The following is a 15,170-nucleotide window of genomic DNA, read 5'->3' on the forward strand; positions in this document are numbered from 1 at the left end:
TGAAGGTATACATTCAACACAATTTCCACGGGTATTGCGAAGCTTTATTGACGGAATAAGACGTTTTTCTGTTCATACTTTTATATTCGGACTCCTTTTTACAATTTTTGTCGCGCAACGCAACGCACCGTTGCGGCTCGAAAGATGGCTCCATCCGCTTACAGGGACAGGCTTGAAGCCCAGTTCTTCCCAAATATTGCAGTTCATTACGTCGAATTCTGCGAGCGGCTCTGCGTCGCCGAAACAGGGAACCCAGACAAATGGCCGTTCCTGTCCGGGACGCGTGACGTTTTCAAGAATGACGTTGTTATAGAGCCTCGGCATGCATTTGTTGCTGTCGATCGCCGGTGACACGGCAATGGGGTTTCGGGCGATCTCAAATCCTTGCCGGGCAAGCGAGAGGACAGAGGCATCCAGCTTTCGCTTCAGATCATTTGCGACGCGGTCACATCCGCCATGCGCAATCGGATCGGCGACGAGCAATAAAGGTCGACCGCTTCTGGTCATCCCCGTCACGGAGACGAACTGATCGACGTGGAAGCCGCATTGGTGAATGTTTTTTTGGGCAGCATTTGCTCCACCACTTTCGGTCACGCTCGCCCTGCGTAACGGCTGGGCGTTGCCGAGATCGTCTGGTCGGTATCCGAAGCTGAACAGGTCTTTCGTATCGAAAGCCCGGATCTCTTGCCATCGTTGCGGATGAGTGCCGACACCTCGGTCCCCCCGTAGGCTGGATTGACCCACCAGCCGGAAATTTGGCCCGACGAGATGGTTGCCGCCATGGAGTAAGACATCAGGGGGCGTGACCGTCGCTCCGATAAAAGCAGCCAGACTGGTGCCAACGGCATTCGCCGTGACGGTAACGAAAGACGCCCCGGCGTCCCCTTCGCCAACGCGCACATGGAGCATATCCTGAACCCATGGATGCGGGACGTCATCCTGACCGGCGAGAGGGATCAACGCGGCAGAACATTTGAGCTGCCGTCCGCTCAGCCAGCTTTGTGCCGGCGTAAGGCTTGCGCGACCAACAACAATAGCAGCGTTGACATCTGCGGGCAGGGCAGAGAGTAGATTGCCGATAGGATTGAGCGGAGAAACGTCGTCCCAGGCCGCCTTCTCAGCAAAAAACGATCCAGGCAGGGCAAAGGCTATCGTATCGATAAGCCCACCGCAATCCGTGAGGAGTTGCGGGTGCGGGACCGCGCTCACGTTTTCTTTTCCGCTGCGGTCTGTCGCGCAATCAACTGCTGAAAGAACATGGTGTCTTGGAATTTCCAAGATGGCGGCGGTGATGTTTTGACGTTATCGCCGGTGACTGCTGCCAATAAGCGCGCCGCATCGTCCCGCTTGATCGAGACGGCATTGGCCGCGAGCATAGCCGCCATTGGGGAGCCGAAGCCTGCCTCGATTGCAATGGAGCGCCAGGTCCTGCGGCTGAAATGCAGACTAGCGACAGCGCGCATGAGTTGGTTATAATCCTCACGCGTGATCGTGTTGCGGCAAGCTTTAAGGGTTGCCTCGGCATCGACCAGGGCGATGGTCAGCGGACGGTAGTCGAGTTCATCGGGTGCATGGCTCACAGCCACATCCGCGTCGGAGAAGCGCTGTCCGTCCCGATAGGCCTCGAAAATCTCGCCAATACCGATCATGCCAAAGGAAGCGCATTCCGCGGCCCTGAGCGCCCCCATGCTGGCGGCGCCATAGAGGGTGACGCCATTCGATAGCGCGTAAAGAATTTCCTTATGCCAAACGGCGGCACAATCGCCGTAAAGACCATCGATCAAGCCGATGACCTTGGCGCCTTTGCGGGTGGCGTCGAAAATATTGCCGCAGACCGCCGGTCCGCGAAGGTCGAGGTCGGGGATGGATTCTCTGGCCATGCCGTAGATGGATGGACCTGCAAAAACCACCGGCTTCATTAAAACCCTCCCAACGTCAGCAGATGATCCAGGCCGCGCTGCGATATGTTTTGAAGTCCGCTGCCGACAGGGGCAAGGCCGCTCGCAAGAACCCGCACGACGTAAAGGCCGGAAACCATCGTTTGCAGGGGGAAGACAAAGATATCATCGATACCGCGCGCGAAAAGGTGGCTTGCGAGTTGCCGCCATGCCGGCGCGGACCCGGTGCCTTTGGCGAAATACAGATCGGACGGCACATTTTTCACCGGCCGCATGCTGTGACTCAAGGGTTCCGCAACTGCTTTGTCTCTTTGATAGCGCAGAGGAGCGAGATCGTCTCTCGCGCCACTGATATCCGTCAGGCGGGACTGGATTGCTTCCAGCAGGGCTGCGAGTGCCGCGCCGTGGAAATCAGGGCGGCAGGCGGCACCCGCGGCATGTCTGGTGGTCGGCCCATCCTGCGCCTGAAGAGGGCGGGGCAGGGTTGCCATGACCACGGGCACGTCAAGTCCATTCGTAAGGTCGAAGAAAGACGGTGTCACGCCGATATTCGTCAGGCGCTGCACAAGGCTGTTGAGGGATCGGTCGGTCCCCGCCGTGATGAAAGTAGGCTGTGGGGCTATCGCGCGGGTTTCGAACGTGTCGAGGAGGACACTGGCGTCATTTTCGATGAGTTCAAGCAGGGCGTGGAGGACGGCATGGTCGTAATCGAAACCCGCTGCTAGCCCCTGGGAGCTCATGCGAAAGGCCTGCCGGTCCCATGGGAAATCCACGCGGAAATCCATGCCGACAAGTTCGTAAGGTGCAAAAACGTCCCCTTCCTTGCGGATCGACAAACCCTTAACCCAGCCACGTTCTTTTCGCGGATCGAGAACATCCATGTCGACCCTGCCGACAGTTCCGAGGGGAATAATGGGAACGCCTTTATCCCGCATGTCCAGCAGCGACCCGAAAGCCGCGACGTGTTGGCGGGTTTCTTCGGCAACGGCGCCCTCGATCGCTTCCATGACGGCCGAAACCCGAGCCTGTTCTACAACAAGCCCCTTGCCCTGCGAGACAGACAGTCCGCGGGAATTGGGACGGACCGCAAACCAGACGGGAACGCCTATAACATCAAGGCCGGTTACGTCGCCGACGCGGGAAATCCCGAACCGCCGAAGCAGCCCGGGATCCGAGAACCAGGTGTCGGCTCGCCTTGACGCTGTTGCCGCGGGATTGGACGCGCCGTCGTCTGTCAAGGCAGCGGAACCAAGATCAGCGGGACACGCCGGTGTCGTCGGAGAGGATGGCATCGTACAGCTCGCCGGTGACGGAGCCGGCAGGACCGACAGCCTTCAGGGCTGCTTCGATGGGGGCCTGGACCATGCGGTTGAAGTCCCAGCCGGCATCATTCACCTCGCCGATAAAGGCGAAATCGGCCTCGGAGACCACGGCGCCGCCGGCGACCAGGGCTTCGATGCCCTGGATCTGAGCCTGATCCAACTCCGCATCCGGCTCACCGTTCTGGCGGACAAGCATGGACTTCGCGGCGGCAGCGACGCGGGCATAGCCGTCCACGCCGGGATGAGCGGCTTCATAAGCGGCAATTGTCTCGTGCGAGACGGATGCCACCCGCAGCGGTGCGGTGCGGATGAACAGAACACCGAAATCCTTTTTTCCAACAATGAAGAAATGCGAGGACATAATATCTCCTATTTAATTCCAGCTAATCGAAGCGCTTGATAAAATCTCTCATTCGCTACCGGGTCGCGGTCGGGAGACAGGCTGCTGATCTCCCTTGCCGTCATGCCCGGATAGTTTTCCTGAAGCCTGCTCCCACTTTCCCTGGCTGCAACGAGATCGCCGTGCAGCGCATGGCTGGCGGTGAGGACACGCAGGGCCGGCTCGTCATTTTCCATTCGCCCGCACAATTCGACTGCGGTACCGTAGTCCTCGCGCTTGAATGCGATGCTGGCGCCGGCCCACCAGTAGATGTCAGGCGCCAAAGGATTGAGATCGATCGCCTGCTGAAACTTTTCCCAGGCGATTTCCGCATCTCCGAAATGGGCAAGCGCATCCGCATGCTGAAGCAGAAGATCGGCGGAGTTGGGCGCCAGCGCCTCAGCCTCGAAGAATTTTTCGGCAGATGTGTCGAAATCCCGCTGGTAGAGTGCAACCACGGCGCACATCCAGTGGCCGACGCCAAGCGCCGGATCGATATCGATTGAAGAATCGGCTTCTGCCTTGGCGCGGTGCAGCAGGTGCGGGTCGTTGCCGCCGAGCATCAGCCATTCCAGTTGCAGGCTCTGCGCCACGCGTGCGCGTGCGACCGCCAGGCTATGGTCGAGATCGACGGCCTTGCGGAACATGGAACGGGCTCTTCGCAGCAGCGGCAGATCACATTTGCCCCGCAGAAGCTGTTGACCCTCGAGCAATTGCCGGTAGGCCTCGCCGTTATGGTTGCGGTCGGGTTCCACCTGAAGCCGCTCGATTTCGCGGGCAAGTGCTGCCGCGACCTGTTTCGAGAGCAGGCGAAAGGCAGCATGGATTTGCCGCGGGGTTAAAACAGCTTCCAGCGACCAGACGATTTCACCGCTTGCCTCTTCAATCAGCGCGACGGACATGCGGCTGTCGTCAAACACTGTCGACATGACCCGGTAATCCGCACGCAGCATGGCATAGCTGTCGTCAGCCCGCTGATGCGCCAGCGCGAAAGTGCTGTGCGGCGAAAGCACGGTAAAGGTCCGGTACCGGACAAGACTGTTAGCGACATCCTCGACAAAGGCCTGCATGACGGGAGAAACCGGTTGACCGTCGACCGTTGCCGGCAGGGCGAAAGCGACGCGCGGTTTGGTCGCGGATTTTGCAAGCTTCCCGATTTCCGCGTCCGCAGGCGCCGTTATCGTGGCGGTGAGGCTTTGTATCCTGCGCCTCAGCGCGACGGTTTCAGCCTCGGGCGCGCGACCCTCCTGACGCAATTGATCGAGCAGCAACTCCTGAATATTGTCGCAGGCGCTGATGTTTCCGATACGCGCATAGGCCGCCATGGCAGCACGGTAGGTTTCTTCGCGCTCGGGTTCTATCCTGCAGGCGCATTCGGCAAGCCTTGCGATATCGTTTGAACTCGCACGGCCAAACCGCGTCAACTCTTCCAGAAGCTGGGTGTAACTGGAAAAGAACAGCTCCCTCAGGCGACGGCGCTCCGAAAGCAGCCAGAGGTAGAGATGATCCTGACCGGCCTCCAGCCCCTCCAGCAATTCGCCGCCAAATTCAAGCAGCGCATTGAGGCGCTGCATCGGGTCGTCTGCCCTTGCTCCGGCAAGGAAAATGGCAAGGTCGGTACGCTGCGAAAGCTTGCCCGCCTTTAGATCGTTTCCTTCGATGAGAAGGATGGCTTCATCGTCATCGGCAAGCTTCTGCAGGCGCAGGATCAGTTGCCGCAGATTACCAAGCGCTCTTTTCTGCTCGACGTTTTCCCACAGTAATGATGCGGCGTGCTGGCGCGAAAGGGACTGATTCGGCGCCAGGATGAGGGCGGCGGTGAGGGCGAAGCCCTTGGACGGAAAAAACGCTTCCCGCACCGCATCACAGCGCGGTGTGCCAAAAAGCCGGATCGGTATCAAATCAGCGTTTCCAGCCATTTTTTCCCCTTGTCCCCCTATCATCTAACAACGTGGCCGCGAAATTGAAAGCCACCACAGCCTTCATTTGACGCTGGTGTGACGCGGCATGCCTATTGTCATGGTCAGAAGCATCAAGAGTGGTGCAACACGGCAGGCATGGGGCACGCGGGTGTGGGCAGGCGGGCATCGGGAATTGCGAAAGTGATAGCGTTTAACGGAAGCTACATGGCGTTCGAGCCACGCATCGAACCCTACCAGCGCGCCGACGACGTCGGATACGCGGTCAGTGAATTCATGTGGTTCAAAGGCCGCCCATTTTATCCAGTGTCGGCCCTGGTGCAGGCGAGAGTAGCGCATGCGCGGTTATCGGCAGAAAGAGGGGATGAGGATGACGAGGATAATCTCGATATTCTCTTTCGTATGCCGATGGTCGCAGGCGGGCATTTTTTCGAGATCGTGCTGCGCTCGAATGAAGGCACGTCCTATGGCGGCTGGGCGTGGGGCGAAGAGCTCGAAATCATGAACGAAGTCGTTAATGGCTACCGTGTGCTGGCGGGAAAGTTCGACGGCAGGCTCATCCGGTTCGAGTTTTCCAAGCGGTTCCAGCGATACACAACGGTGGAACCGTTGCCGGTGGAAAAATCTGTCTTTCTGCTCCAGCGGGAAGCAAAACCTTATACGGGCAGGCGTAGCTTGCCAGTGGGACTGGCTCCTTAAGGCGATCATTGTCGCAAGGGCGCCGCAGTAACGGGGGTTAAAGCGTTGGATCGCGCGGCGGGGGCCGGATCTGACGCCGCAAGCAGGCAAGGCGCGTCCTTGCCTGCTGCGACCATATTTCTTTATTTATTGTGTGGACCATTACGATGCCGAATTCAGGTAATCTGCGTAACAGGGGGATATCGCCGCAGTTCGTGGCGGCGAGCGCCACGGCTGGCGAGGGCGCGCTTTCCGATGGGGCGAGCGCCAGGGATTTTCAGCCCCGAATTCCGCATCATGACCGGCTCAACCTTGTGGAAGAAGTGGTCAAGCAGACCCCGTCTGCTGGGCCCGAACTGGCGGCAAACACGAGAGAAATCCGCAATACGGTTATCGATGCCGATATCAGGCTCGCCAAATGGGGCTGGGTCGTACTGGCAATCGCACATTGCGGACTCATCTATTTCATGGTCCACAATCTCGGCTAGGCATTTCGTGGCGTTGCCTTTGGCTATGAGTGGGATGCCATCGAAACCACATCGGCATAGCAGGCCATCCGAAAGTAAGGGGTGACACCCACCAATATCGTCATACGCCTTCAGAAGTCGCAGGAACGGTGAAGGCTGCGAGGCACGCAATGATGTGGCTGTGAGCGACTTCAGTCACGCTTACCTTGAAGCCGCTTACCGCGGACTTGATGTCTGTCACCAGCTTCGAGCCGTGGCTGCGGTTGCCGGCCATCACCACGTGCATGATTTCTTCGGCCGTACCGGGGTTTATGTCATCCGCCTTCTCCTCAGGAAAACGCTTCGCTGGGGGCTGGGAATCTGAATATGCCGCTCGGTTGGTTTTTTTACGCTGCCCAGTCCGAGAGCGAATAGGCTCTGATGTAATCGATCATCATCTGCGACCCGTCGCTGAAGTCGGTGTCCGACGGCGTTCCTGCCATTCCACCGACCGCAAGGTTGACGACCATGTACATGGGATCATGCATATCGTCAGGGGTGTCCGTCTGTGCCACCGCCACATCGTCGAAGTACCACGTGATGTGTTCGGCATCCCATAGGACGCCATAAGTGTGAAAGCCCTCTGTGCTCGGCACGCTGACGTTGTTGATGACAGAGGTTGGCTCGCCGGCGGCATTGGAGTGGGTGGACATGATGAGGGTATTGGCGTTCTGCCCGCGCATTTCGATGACGTCGAGTTCCGGGGGCCAGGATCCATTCGTCGGCAGAAGCCAGAAGGCCGGCCAGGCGCCCCGGTCGGTTGGCATATCGGCGCGGATTTCAAAGTAGCCGTAGGTCTGGCTGAACGACGAATAAGTGTTCAGCATGCCCGATGTGTAATCGTAACCTTCGACTTCATCGGCGATCGATTGTGCGGTTTTTTCGGCATGTATGGTGAGGATACCGTTTTCGACGCTAAAGGGGTTCACTGCCGACGTTCCGGCATAGCCGGGGTTGACGTACCATTGCGCCTCGCCATTCGTCGTCAGCGAGCTTCCCTTCTCAGGCGCCCACCAATATTTTGCGTCCCAGTTGCCCTGGCCGCCGCTACGCAACGATAGCGAATCGAATTCATCGGCAAAAGTTTGGCTCAGCGCCGATCGGTCGAGGCTGAGTTCGAACTGGTCGGCGTGAAGGTCGTTTATGGTCGTTCGTGCGAGAACAACGGCCTCGCCATTCGAAAAATTGAGCCAGAGGTTATCACCCTGCTGGGTGGCGCTGGCGACCAGCTGGTCGAACGATGTAACGCCGTAGCCATTGAGACGGATCGTGTCATTGGCGCTGAAATCCATGACAAGATCGGTTCCGTTGCCGCTCGTGAAAACAAAGGTATCGGCTCCGCCACCCCCGATCAGCACGTCGTTTCCCGCCCCGCCGTCGATCGTCTGGCTGCCCGATCCGCCGGTGATGATATTGTCGAGCGCATTGCCGAAAGCGTAGCGCCCATCGCCCGTCACCCGCAGGTTTTCAAAATGTTCAGGCAGGGTGTAGCTCATCCAGGTATCGATGGTGTCGACGCCCTCTCCGGCATTTTCGATCGCGCGGTTGATGCCGGAGTAGAGATAATAGATATCGTCTCCAGTCCCCCCTGCCATGGTCACATTGACGGCGCTGTCGCCCCACATGGAATCATTGCCGGCAGTCCCGTTGAGCAGCGGACCGGAGCCGGTTGCGGAAAAAAATCCAGTTGAGCTGCCGCTGTAATAGAGTGTGTCGCCAAGCGCATTCACGACTGTCCGGGCCATGACCAATCTCCTGTCCGTTCGTGTGTCCTCGCTCCTCCTGATGCACACCCTAACAGGGTAAAAAGCCTGCTGTTAGGCTAAGATATAAGGGGTATATTCCGCTGTGGTTGCATGGAATGTCGGCGGGGGAGCGTTGTCATCAACCGGTTTCACCTGTTAAATCTTGGGTTTGAACAAACGCCGCTTGATATTGTTAGGGGCCGAAAGCCATGGCGGATCTGGCCGGGAGCAAGCGTGATATCGTGAAAACGGAGTGTCTGGATTGAGCGTAGCCTTTACCAAGGAAGACAGCGCGGAGACCGCTGCCGAAACCGTTTTGCCGGACCGACCAATCTCGCCGCACCCCAATCTGGTGACGCGGGCCGGGCTGAAGGCGCTGGAGGAGGAGTTGCGGCTTGCGCGTGAGGCCTGTGAAGCCGCCAATGCCACTGACGACGTCAATGAAAGACGGCGCCTTCTGGCGAGCCCGTTGCGTGATCTGCGATACCTGTCCGAACGCCTTCGCACTGCGCAGCTAATGCCCGACCCGCCGTCAAACGGGATCGTTGCTTTCGGTAGCCTTGTGACATTTAGCCGCGATGACGGGCGAACGCAGAGGTTTCGTATCGTCGGAGAAGACGAAGCGGATCCCGCTGCGGGGACCATGTCCTACGTGTCACCTGTCGCAAGGGCGTTGACGGGTAAAACGGCCGGTGATGTCGTTATCGTGGCTGGCCGGGAGATCGAAATCCTCGCGGTCGAGTAACGGGTAATGCAGGACAGTGTCCAATAGGCGCTAGGCGCTGATCGCTTAGCCGATCAGGTGCAGACCTTGATCAGACACTTTAAGAACCGTCAGCCTGCCCGTTTTGAAAGCATGCGTGTCGATACCGATGCGTTGCGGGCCGGCCTCAGGCTCAGTGACCGGCGTGTGGCCGTGGATGACAACGAGGTCCAGCCCTGCACCCTGAGACAGGAAGGGCTCCCTGATCCAGAGCATGTCTTCATCAGTCTGCGCCTCCAGCGGCAGACCCGGTCTGAAGCCCGCATGGACGAAGATATAGGAGCCTATCCGTGTATAGACCGGCAGGCTGGCCAGAAGCCGGCGGTGGGTCTGCGGGATGGCGCCCAACAGTGCATCCTTAAGCGGTTGGAGCCGAAGGCGGCCTTTTTGCATGAAGTGGCCGATGTCGATCCCATAGGACAAAAGCGTTTCTCGGCCACCGAGGTCGAGCCACTTCAAATTCTCCTGTGGATTATCGAGGAAGTCGTGGAAAAGCTGTTCGTGGTTGCCACAAAGGGCGATGCGGCGAAGCGGCGCTGGTGGCGGTTGCAGCAAGTGTTCCAGAACGCCCCGTGGATCACGTCCGCGGTCGACATAGTCGCCAAGGAGAACCATTAGCGCCGGGGAGGGGGCGGGCCCCATATCGGTAAGGATCCTTCGTTCCGCCTGCAACAGGAGGTCGAGACTGCCATGGATGTCACCGATCGCATAGATCGGGAAGGAGATTGGCCTGTCGCCAAGATCAATCCTGCGCCGCCTCCGGTCGTCGCGGAGGGCTGGTTGTTTACGACCGCGAATCCAGTTCAGCACCTTGGGCATAGTTGCGGTTACTGTCTCCTTTTCACAAGGTCAAGAATTTTGGAGGTTGCTTCCGCATCCCGGCCAAAGGTCTCTCCGGCTGAAAAATAATGGATGATGTCGCCGCACATTTGCCATGGCGCCCAGGCATGAGAGTAGCAGCCGTGTCCGTCGGCGATTATCCTATCACCGATCGTGCATCCGGTGCGAGAATGTTTTCTGCCTTGATCGGGCCGAAGCGCCTCCCGGCCGCGTCAGCGAGCGGCGTCATTTCCGCCACGCGGCGCCACTGTGCCGTCCGAGCGTCAGGGATGATAAAACGGTCATTTCCGGGCTTGAAAATTAAGCTCTTTGCCGCTGCATTTATAGGCTTCACAATCCTGTAACAACGGACCTAATATACAAGTGCAGATGCCGAATCGCTCAGGAGAAGCCCTTGACGATTGCAGTTTCACCACAGGCCCTGCCGGCGCTCGTTTTGAACGCAGACTATAGGCCGCTGAGTTATTATCCCTTGTCGTTATGGTCCTGGCAGGACGCGATCAAGGCTGTCTTTCTAGACCGTGTGAACATCATTGCAGAATATGATCACGCGGTATCATCGCCCAGCTTTTCCATGCGGCTGCCGAGTGTGGTCAGCCTCAAGACCTACGTGCAGCCCACCCGCAATCCTGCCTTTACACGCTTCAATGTCTTCCTTCGGGACAAGTTTGAGTGCCAGTATTGCGGTGCGCGGGACGACTTGACTTTCGATCATGTGATTCCCCGCGCGCATGGCGGTGAAACGACCTGGCACAACGTCGTTGCGGCGTGCTCTCCCTGCAATCTTAAAAAAGGCAGTAAGCTTCCCAAACAGGCGGGCATGTTCCCGTCGCAGAAGCCCTTCCAGCCCACGGTTCAGGATCTGCACAATAATGGGCGGCTCTTCCCGCCTAACTATCTGCACGAAAGCTGGATGGACTATCTTTACTGGGACACCGAGCTGCAGCCCTGATCTCTTCAGGACTGCACACGGTTTTCCGCCTAACGGCTTTTACGGCTCGCGCCATAAAAAGCGATCGCCGCGAGTGCGACACTTGCGATGACGTTCCAGCCAGCAAAGGACAAACCGAGCACGCGCAAGGCCGCGTCGTTGCAGGAAGGTGCCTTGATGGCGTTCAGATTGCCGAGGAGATCGCCGGCGTTGGTCGTGATGGAAGGCGCGCCGGTCGCGCAGGTGACAGGGCCCGCCCAGAAGCCCCATTCCACGCCGGCATGATAGACGCCGAGCCCCGCCCCAATCAGCATCGCCACGCCGATAAGCGCCAGAAGCAGTCGGGTAATCTCAACCGGTAACTTGAAAACGCTGGTCGCAATCGCGAGTATGCCGAGCGGAATGGCGTAATAATAGGGATCCCGCTGCAACAGGCAGAGCGCGCAGGGTGTGTAACCGCCGATATGCTGAAAGCCGAGGGCAGAGCCCACGGTGAAAATCATTCCCGCCGTAACACCAAGAGCAGCAAGCGTGCGGCTATTGTCGGCGGTGGTCGCGTTGGCCATGTTGTTGTTCCTCGAACTTCGTGAAGAAGCAGATTTCCCGGATGGGTTTTCAAAAAGGCAGGCGTGATGGCGAAATTAAGTCGCCGTTCTCACGATATAGAGGGATTCGTCTAATCAAGTCCGCTTGATCTTGCAAATGAAAGTCCGGCAATGTTGAAGTGGGGATGAATGTGACCCGCGCGCGCGTTTCCGTGGGATAGCCGAGTTCCATGTCCGCCTGTTGTGACGCCGTAGTCCATCGAAATGGAAGGGGACGCAGGTAGACTGGTTAAACCCAGGCCGCCGACGCATTGTCATCTTCCTCGCGTTTGTGGCAAGAGCCGGAAATCCGGTTCGCTAAAGCGCACTTGGCGCAGGCCAGAAAAAGGGAAACCCGCTCACTGCAAGAATGCAACAAGCGGGTCTCAACCTTTACCCCCTCCCACAAGGGCGCCTGCACAAAAGCACATTGAATTAATTATGGCAAGATCAAGGCTGAGTATTGTTGCGTCGGGCTGCTCCCATTGTCGAGCTATTGGAGAGCAGGAGCGCCGTGAACTCTTCACGTGCCGATCCTGCCGGGGGCGGCAAGATGTTCACACAAAAAAATGCCCGCTCACGGCGGGCAATCGAGGGGAACTGAGGTTAGGAGCCTCGCGGAGAGAACTGTTACGTTGGCCAGAAGTTCCGCCTGCCCAAGAATTTTTGAGATTTCAGTGGCGCGGTAAAGGACATTCCGGGAATGATGCGACATCATGCGCTAAAAAGATCGCACAATATAGAGCATGGACTGTCCAAGAGTTTAGGGAAATTTGGAGCGGGCGAAGGGATTTGAACCCTCGACCCCAACCTTGGCAAGGTTGTGCTCTACCCCTGAGCTACACCCGCTCAAATCCACCGGTCCGGGGTAGTTGGCTGAACCGTGGGCCACCAAGTGGCGACGGGCGCTATATCGCTCAATCGATTTTGGAATGCAACAGGGAAATGACAAAAACGCGAAAATTTCTCTCGTGAATGCGACAAGCGGCGGAAATGATTGATATTTTTTCATTTTGGCCAATATTCCTGCGTTGCCAATGGTGTGTTGCCGCCTTAATCAGAAAGGAGTGACAACATCATCGGCAGGGGCATGCGATAAACTATGGCGGAAAATTCTCAGAAAACTGCGAAGGAGCTGTTCGAGTTTCTGGACGGGCTCGGCATTTCCCACACCACCAGGCAGCATGAGCCGGTGTTTACTGTCGCGGAATCCCAGTCGTTGCGCGATCTCATTCCCGGCGGCCACACGAAGAACCTCTTCGTAAAAGACAAAAAGGATCAGTATTTCGTGCTGACCGTGGAGGAAAATGCGGCTGTCGATCTCAAAAGCGTTCACAAGGTCATTGGTGCGGCAAGCCGGGTTTCCTTCGGTCGGCCGGAAAAAATGCTTGAATATCTGGGGGTCGTGCCGGGATCGGTAACGGTTTTCGGCGCGATAAACGACAAGGGCGGGCAGGTAACTTTCGTGCTCGACAGCGATCTACTGAAAAACGAGTTGGTCAACGGCCATCCCCTTTCCAATGACCAGACCACAACAATCGCGTCAAAGGATCTCATTCGCTTTCTTGAGGCCACCGGGCACACGCCGCTTGTCTTGAAAGTCAGCGAGTGAGATACGATCTTTGCTTCAAGCAAGACAGATGACAGAGTTTTCGGGAGGCCGGCATGAGCGGCGACAATAATCCTTACGGCGGTTCTTATGGCGGGCAGATGACCGCGAGTGTCCATCAAAATGGCGAACTGAACGGCGCTTCCTCCGGCCACATTAAGGATACCACGACGGCTGGGTTTTCCAAGGACGTCATGGAAGAATCGCGCCGCCAGCCGGTTCTGGTGGATTTCTGGGCGCCCTGGTGTGGACCTTGCAAGCAACTGACGCCGACCCTCGAAAAGGTGGTCAATGAGGCTAACGGTCGTGTGAAGCTTGTGAAGCTGAACATTGACGATCATCCGTCCATTCCCGGCCAGCTCGGTATTCAATCCATTCCCGCGATCGTTGCTTTTGTCGATGGTCGGCCGGTAGATGGCTTCATGGGTGCCGTACCGGAAAGCCAGATCAAGCAGTTTATCGACAAGCTCGCCGGTCCGGATGCGGGTGATCCGAAGGCTGAAATCGAGGCGGCTCTGACCGAGGCGAAGCAGCTCCTCGCCGATGGTGATTTCAATGGCGCCGCACAGATATTCGGTGCAGTCATGCAGGCCGACCCGGAAAACCCCGCAGCGATTGCCGGTATCGCCGAATGCATGATCGCCGCCGGGCAATATGAGCGGGCGAGCGAGCTGCTTTCCTCTCTTCCCGCCGAACTCAATGATGATGCCGCCATTCAGCTCGTTTCTAAAAAGATAGCGCAATATGAGGAGGCTCGTAAAATTGGCGATCCGGTCGCGCTCGAACGTGATCTCGCGCAAAATCCCGATGATCACGAGGCGCGCGTGAAACTTGCCAAGGTCCTGAACGCACAGGGACGGCGTGATGAGGCGGCCGACCATCTGCTTTACGTCATGCGCAAGGACCGCACCTTCGACGATGACGGCGTGCGCCGCCAGCTCCTGGAGTTTTTCGAGGCCTGGGGCTTCAAGGATCCCGCAACGGTTGCGGGCCGCAGGAAGCTTTCGGCGATACTGTTTTCGTAAAAGGGACGTAGCCCGGACGAGGCGGCCCTGCCGCAGTCCGGGCAGCAGTGAACAGGGGGCTTGATCCCATGCATGTCGGAAATGCGAGATATGTGAAGAACGATGACTTGCCGGAGACCGTGCCGGTCTTTCCGCTGCCCGGCGCACTGCTGCTGCCGGAGGGCCATCTTCCGCTCAATATTTTTGAGCCGCGCTATCTTGCCATGATCGACACGGCCCTTGCGACCCACCGCCTCATAGGCATGGTGCAGCCGGCGCTGCACGTTATCGAGTCGGGACTTGAGGGTGGGCCGCTGAGCGCGGTCGGTTGCCTCGGTCGCATCACGTCATTTTCTGAAACAGGTGATGGCCGTTATATCATCTCGCTGACGGGTGTATGCCGCTTCCGTCTTTTGGAAGAAGTGGCATCGGCTGAGCCCTATCGCAGCTTCCGGCAGGCGCCTTTCATCGCCGATCTTTCGGGTGAATATGACGAGGAGGCTGTCGACCGGGAGAACCTGCTGCGGGTTTTCCGCGCGTTCCTCGATGCCAATCAACTGGAGGCAGACTGGGAGAGCGTTGAGCGGGCGGGAAACCGCGTCCTCGTCAATTCGCTTTCCATGATGTCTCCGTTCGGACCGGCCGAAAAACAGGCCCTTCTGGAAGCGCCCGATCTCAAGACACGCGCCGAAACGCTGATTGCCATCACCGAGATTGTCCTGGCTCAGGGCTCCGGCGAGGGCGGAACGGTGCTGCAATAGGATCGGGTGCCATGGACGACCGGTTAAGCAATGTCGATCCGAAGCTTTTGGAACTTCTGGTGTGCCCTTTGACCAAGGGCCGTCTTTCCTATGATCGCGCTCGAAACGAACTCATCTCCGAAAGCGCAAGGCTTGCTTATCCGATCCGTGACGGGGTGCCGATCATGCTGATCTCGGAAGCGCGCAAAATCGAGGACTAGGGGCGCAAAGGTATGCGTCCGTGCGTATCGC

Annotated in this window: 17 protein-coding genes and 1 tRNA gene; 8 read left to right on the top strand and 10 right to left on the bottom strand. The window is 57.9% G+C overall.

What is annotated here, in order from left to right; genetic code table 11:
* Nucleotides 1-72: 72 nt before the first annotated feature.
* From AT6N2_RS21580 to AT6N2_RS21600, 5 genes are read right to left on the bottom strand one after another with little or no spacing between them, the layout of a single operon-like run.
* Complete coding sequence (locus AT6N2_RS21580; protein ID WP_209091324.1) at nucleotides 73-1,209, bottom strand: hypothetical protein; 1,137 nt, start codon at nucleotides 1,207-1,209, stop codon at nucleotides 73-75.
* Nucleotides 1,206-1,919, bottom strand: a complete 714-nt coding sequence (locus AT6N2_RS21585; protein WP_063946869.1) for a TfuA-like protein — start codon at nucleotides 1,917-1,919, stop codon at nucleotides 1,206-1,208. The genes AT6N2_RS21580 and AT6N2_RS21585 overlap by 4 nt, the downstream gene beginning before the upstream one ends.
* Nucleotides 1,919-3,136 (bottom strand): YcaO-like family protein, encoded by a 1,218-nt coding sequence (locus AT6N2_RS21590; RefSeq protein ID WP_233282565.1) that lies wholly within the window; start codon nucleotides 3,134-3,136, stop codon nucleotides 1,919-1,921. Before AT6N2_RS21590 ends, AT6N2_RS21585 begins: the two co-directional genes overlap by 1 nt.
* Nucleotides 3,137-3,152: 16 nt before the next feature.
* Nucleotides 3,153-3,581: a hypothetical protein gene (locus tag AT6N2_RS21595; RefSeq protein WP_063946870.1), complete on the bottom strand. Its 429-nt coding sequence runs from the start codon at nucleotides 3,579-3,581 to the stop codon at nucleotides 3,153-3,155.
* Between the two features lie 8 nt (nucleotides 3,582-3,589).
* On the bottom strand, nucleotides 3,590-5,518 hold the full coding sequence (locus tag AT6N2_RS21600; RefSeq protein ID WP_425292751.1) for a BTAD domain-containing putative transcriptional regulator: 1,929 nt from the start codon (nucleotides 5,516-5,518) through the stop codon (nucleotides 3,590-3,592).
* A 207-nt stretch (nucleotides 5,519-5,725) separates the two neighbouring features.
* Between AT6N2_RS21600 and AT6N2_RS21605 the strand changes: the two genes are divergently transcribed.
* Nucleotides 5,726-6,217, top strand: a complete 492-nt coding sequence (locus AT6N2_RS21605; RefSeq protein ID WP_063946872.1) for a hypothetical protein — start codon at nucleotides 5,726-5,728, stop codon at nucleotides 6,215-6,217.
* 146 nt (nucleotides 6,218-6,363) lie between these two features.
* Nucleotides 6,364-6,684, top strand: a complete 321-nt coding sequence (locus tag AT6N2_RS21610) for a hypothetical protein (RefSeq protein ID WP_209091327.1) — start codon at nucleotides 6,364-6,366, stop codon at nucleotides 6,682-6,684.
* 100 nt (nucleotides 6,685-6,784) lie between these two features.
* Here the strand turns inward: AT6N2_RS21610 and AT6N2_RS24450 are convergent, their stop codons facing one another.
* Both AT6N2_RS24450 and AT6N2_RS21620 read right to left on the bottom strand, forming a co-directional pair.
* Nucleotides 6,785-6,949, bottom strand: a complete 165-nt coding sequence (locus AT6N2_RS24450; protein ID WP_209091328.1) for a hypothetical protein — start codon at nucleotides 6,947-6,949, stop codon at nucleotides 6,785-6,787.
* A 100-nt stretch (nucleotides 6,950-7,049) separates the two neighbouring features.
* Complete coding sequence (locus AT6N2_RS21620) at nucleotides 7,050-8,447, bottom strand: family 16 glycosylhydrolase (protein WP_209091329.1); 1,398 nt, start codon at nucleotides 8,445-8,447, stop codon at nucleotides 7,050-7,052.
* Between the two features lie 262 nt (nucleotides 8,448-8,709).
* Here AT6N2_RS21620 and greA point away from each other — a divergent pair, with 262 nt between their 5' ends.
* Nucleotides 8,710-9,192, top strand: coding sequence for a transcription elongation factor GreA (greA, locus tag AT6N2_RS21625; protein WP_209091330.1), 483 nt, complete (start codon nucleotides 8,710-8,712; stop codon nucleotides 9,190-9,192).
* 45 nt (nucleotides 9,193-9,237) lie between these two features.
* Here the strand turns inward: greA and AT6N2_RS21630 are convergent, their stop codons facing one another.
* Nucleotides 9,238-10,029, bottom strand: coding sequence for a metallophosphoesterase family protein (locus tag AT6N2_RS21630; protein ID WP_209091331.1), 792 nt, complete (start codon nucleotides 10,027-10,029; stop codon nucleotides 9,238-9,240).
* A gap of 415 nt (nucleotides 10,030-10,444) precedes the next feature.
* Between AT6N2_RS21630 and AT6N2_RS21635 the strand changes: the two genes are divergently transcribed.
* Nucleotides 10,445-11,002, top strand: a complete 558-nt coding sequence (locus AT6N2_RS21635; RefSeq protein ID WP_063946877.1) for an HNH endonuclease — start codon at nucleotides 10,445-10,447, stop codon at nucleotides 11,000-11,002.
* A 29-nt stretch (nucleotides 11,003-11,031) separates the two neighbouring features.
* On the opposite strand, the gene AT6N2_RS21640 is transcribed toward AT6N2_RS21635, so the two are convergent.
* Complete coding sequence (locus AT6N2_RS21640; RefSeq protein WP_209091332.1) at nucleotides 11,032-11,547, bottom strand: disulfide bond formation protein B; 516 nt, start codon at nucleotides 11,545-11,547, stop codon at nucleotides 11,032-11,034.
* A 792-nt stretch (nucleotides 11,548-12,339) separates the two neighbouring features.
* Nucleotides 12,340-12,414, bottom strand: a tRNA-Gly gene (locus tag AT6N2_RS21645).
* Between the two features lie 253 nt (nucleotides 12,415-12,667).
* Here AT6N2_RS21645 and AT6N2_RS21650 point away from each other — a divergent pair.
* The 4 genes from AT6N2_RS21650 to AT6N2_RS21665 all read left to right on the top strand — a co-directional run bounded on the left by AT6N2_RS21650 (nucleotide 12,668) and on the right by AT6N2_RS21665 (nucleotide 15,139).
* On the top strand, nucleotides 12,668-13,177 hold the full coding sequence (locus tag AT6N2_RS21650) for a prolyl-tRNA synthetase associated domain-containing protein (protein WP_209091334.1): 510 nt from the start codon (nucleotides 12,668-12,670) through the stop codon (nucleotides 13,175-13,177).
* Between the two features lie 53 nt (nucleotides 13,178-13,230).
* The gene (trxA, locus tag AT6N2_RS21655) at nucleotides 13,231-14,199 is read left to right on the top strand and encodes a thioredoxin (RefSeq protein WP_209091336.1); all 969 of its coding nucleotides are present in this window, start codon (nucleotides 13,231-13,233) and stop codon (nucleotides 14,197-14,199) included.
* 68 nt (nucleotides 14,200-14,267) lie between these two features.
* Entirely contained in the window at nucleotides 14,268-14,939 is a 672-nt protein-coding gene (locus tag AT6N2_RS21660) for an LON peptidase substrate-binding domain-containing protein (RefSeq protein ID WP_209091337.1), read from the top strand.
* A gap of 11 nt (nucleotides 14,940-14,950) precedes the next feature.
* A complete protein-coding gene (locus AT6N2_RS21665; protein WP_063946882.1) occupies nucleotides 14,951-15,139 on the top strand; it encodes a Trm112 family protein in 189 nt (62 codons plus the stop codon).
* Nucleotides 15,140-15,170 lie beyond the last annotated feature (31 nt).

Source organism: Agrobacterium tumefaciens, assembly GCF_017726655.1.
In the GTDB taxonomy this organism is placed as follows: domain Bacteria; phylum Pseudomonadota; class Alphaproteobacteria; order Rhizobiales; family Rhizobiaceae; genus Agrobacterium; species Agrobacterium tumefaciens_B.

What these genes read in the sequence shown, in the direction of transcription:
- AT6N2_RS24450 (WP_209091328.1), bottom strand. Translation starts at nt 6,949, where the DNA reads ATGCACGTGGTGATGGCCGGCAACCGCAGCCACGGCTCGAAGCTGGTG.
- AT6N2_RS21600 (WP_425292751.1), bottom strand. Translation starts at nt 5,518, where the DNA reads ATGGCTGGAAACGCTGATTTGATACCGATCCGGCTTTTTGGCACACCG.
- AT6N2_RS21665 (WP_063946882.1), top strand. Translation starts at nt 14,951, where the DNA reads ATGGACGACCGGTTAAGCAATGTCGATCCGAAGCTTTTGGAACTTCTG.
- AT6N2_RS21640 (WP_209091332.1), bottom strand. Translation starts at nt 11,547, where the DNA reads ATGGCCAACGCGACCACCGCCGACAATAGCCGCACGCTTGCTGCTCTT.
- AT6N2_RS21610 (WP_209091327.1), top strand. Translation starts at nt 6,364, where the DNA reads ATGCCGAATTCAGGTAATCTGCGTAACAGGGGGATATCGCCGCAGTTC.
- AT6N2_RS21605 (WP_063946872.1), top strand. Translation starts at nt 5,726, where the DNA reads ATGGCGTTCGAGCCACGCATCGAACCCTACCAGCGCGCCGACGACGTC.
- AT6N2_RS21650 (WP_209091334.1), top strand. Translation starts at nt 12,668, where the DNA reads ATGGCGGAAAATTCTCAGAAAACTGCGAAGGAGCTGTTCGAGTTTCTG.
- AT6N2_RS21595 (WP_063946870.1), bottom strand. Translation starts at nt 3,581, where the DNA reads ATGTCCTCGCATTTCTTCATTGTTGGAAAAAAGGATTTCGGTGTTCTG.
- AT6N2_RS21630 (WP_209091331.1), bottom strand. Translation starts at nt 10,029, where the DNA reads ATGCCCAAGGTGCTGAACTGGATTCGCGGTCGTAAACAACCAGCCCTC.
- AT6N2_RS21620 (WP_209091329.1), bottom strand. Translation starts at nt 8,447, where the DNA reads ATGGCCCGGACAGTCGTGAATGCGCTTGGCGACACACTCTATTACAGC.
- AT6N2_RS21660 (WP_209091337.1), top strand. Translation starts at nt 14,268, where the DNA reads ATGCATGTCGGAAATGCGAGATATGTGAAGAACGATGACTTGCCGGAG.
- trxA (WP_209091336.1), top strand. Translation starts at nt 13,231, where the DNA reads ATGAGCGGCGACAATAATCCTTACGGCGGTTCTTATGGCGGGCAGATG.
- AT6N2_RS21585 (WP_063946869.1), bottom strand. Translation starts at nt 1,919, where the DNA reads ATGAAGCCGGTGGTTTTTGCAGGTCCATCCATCTACGGCATGGCCAGA.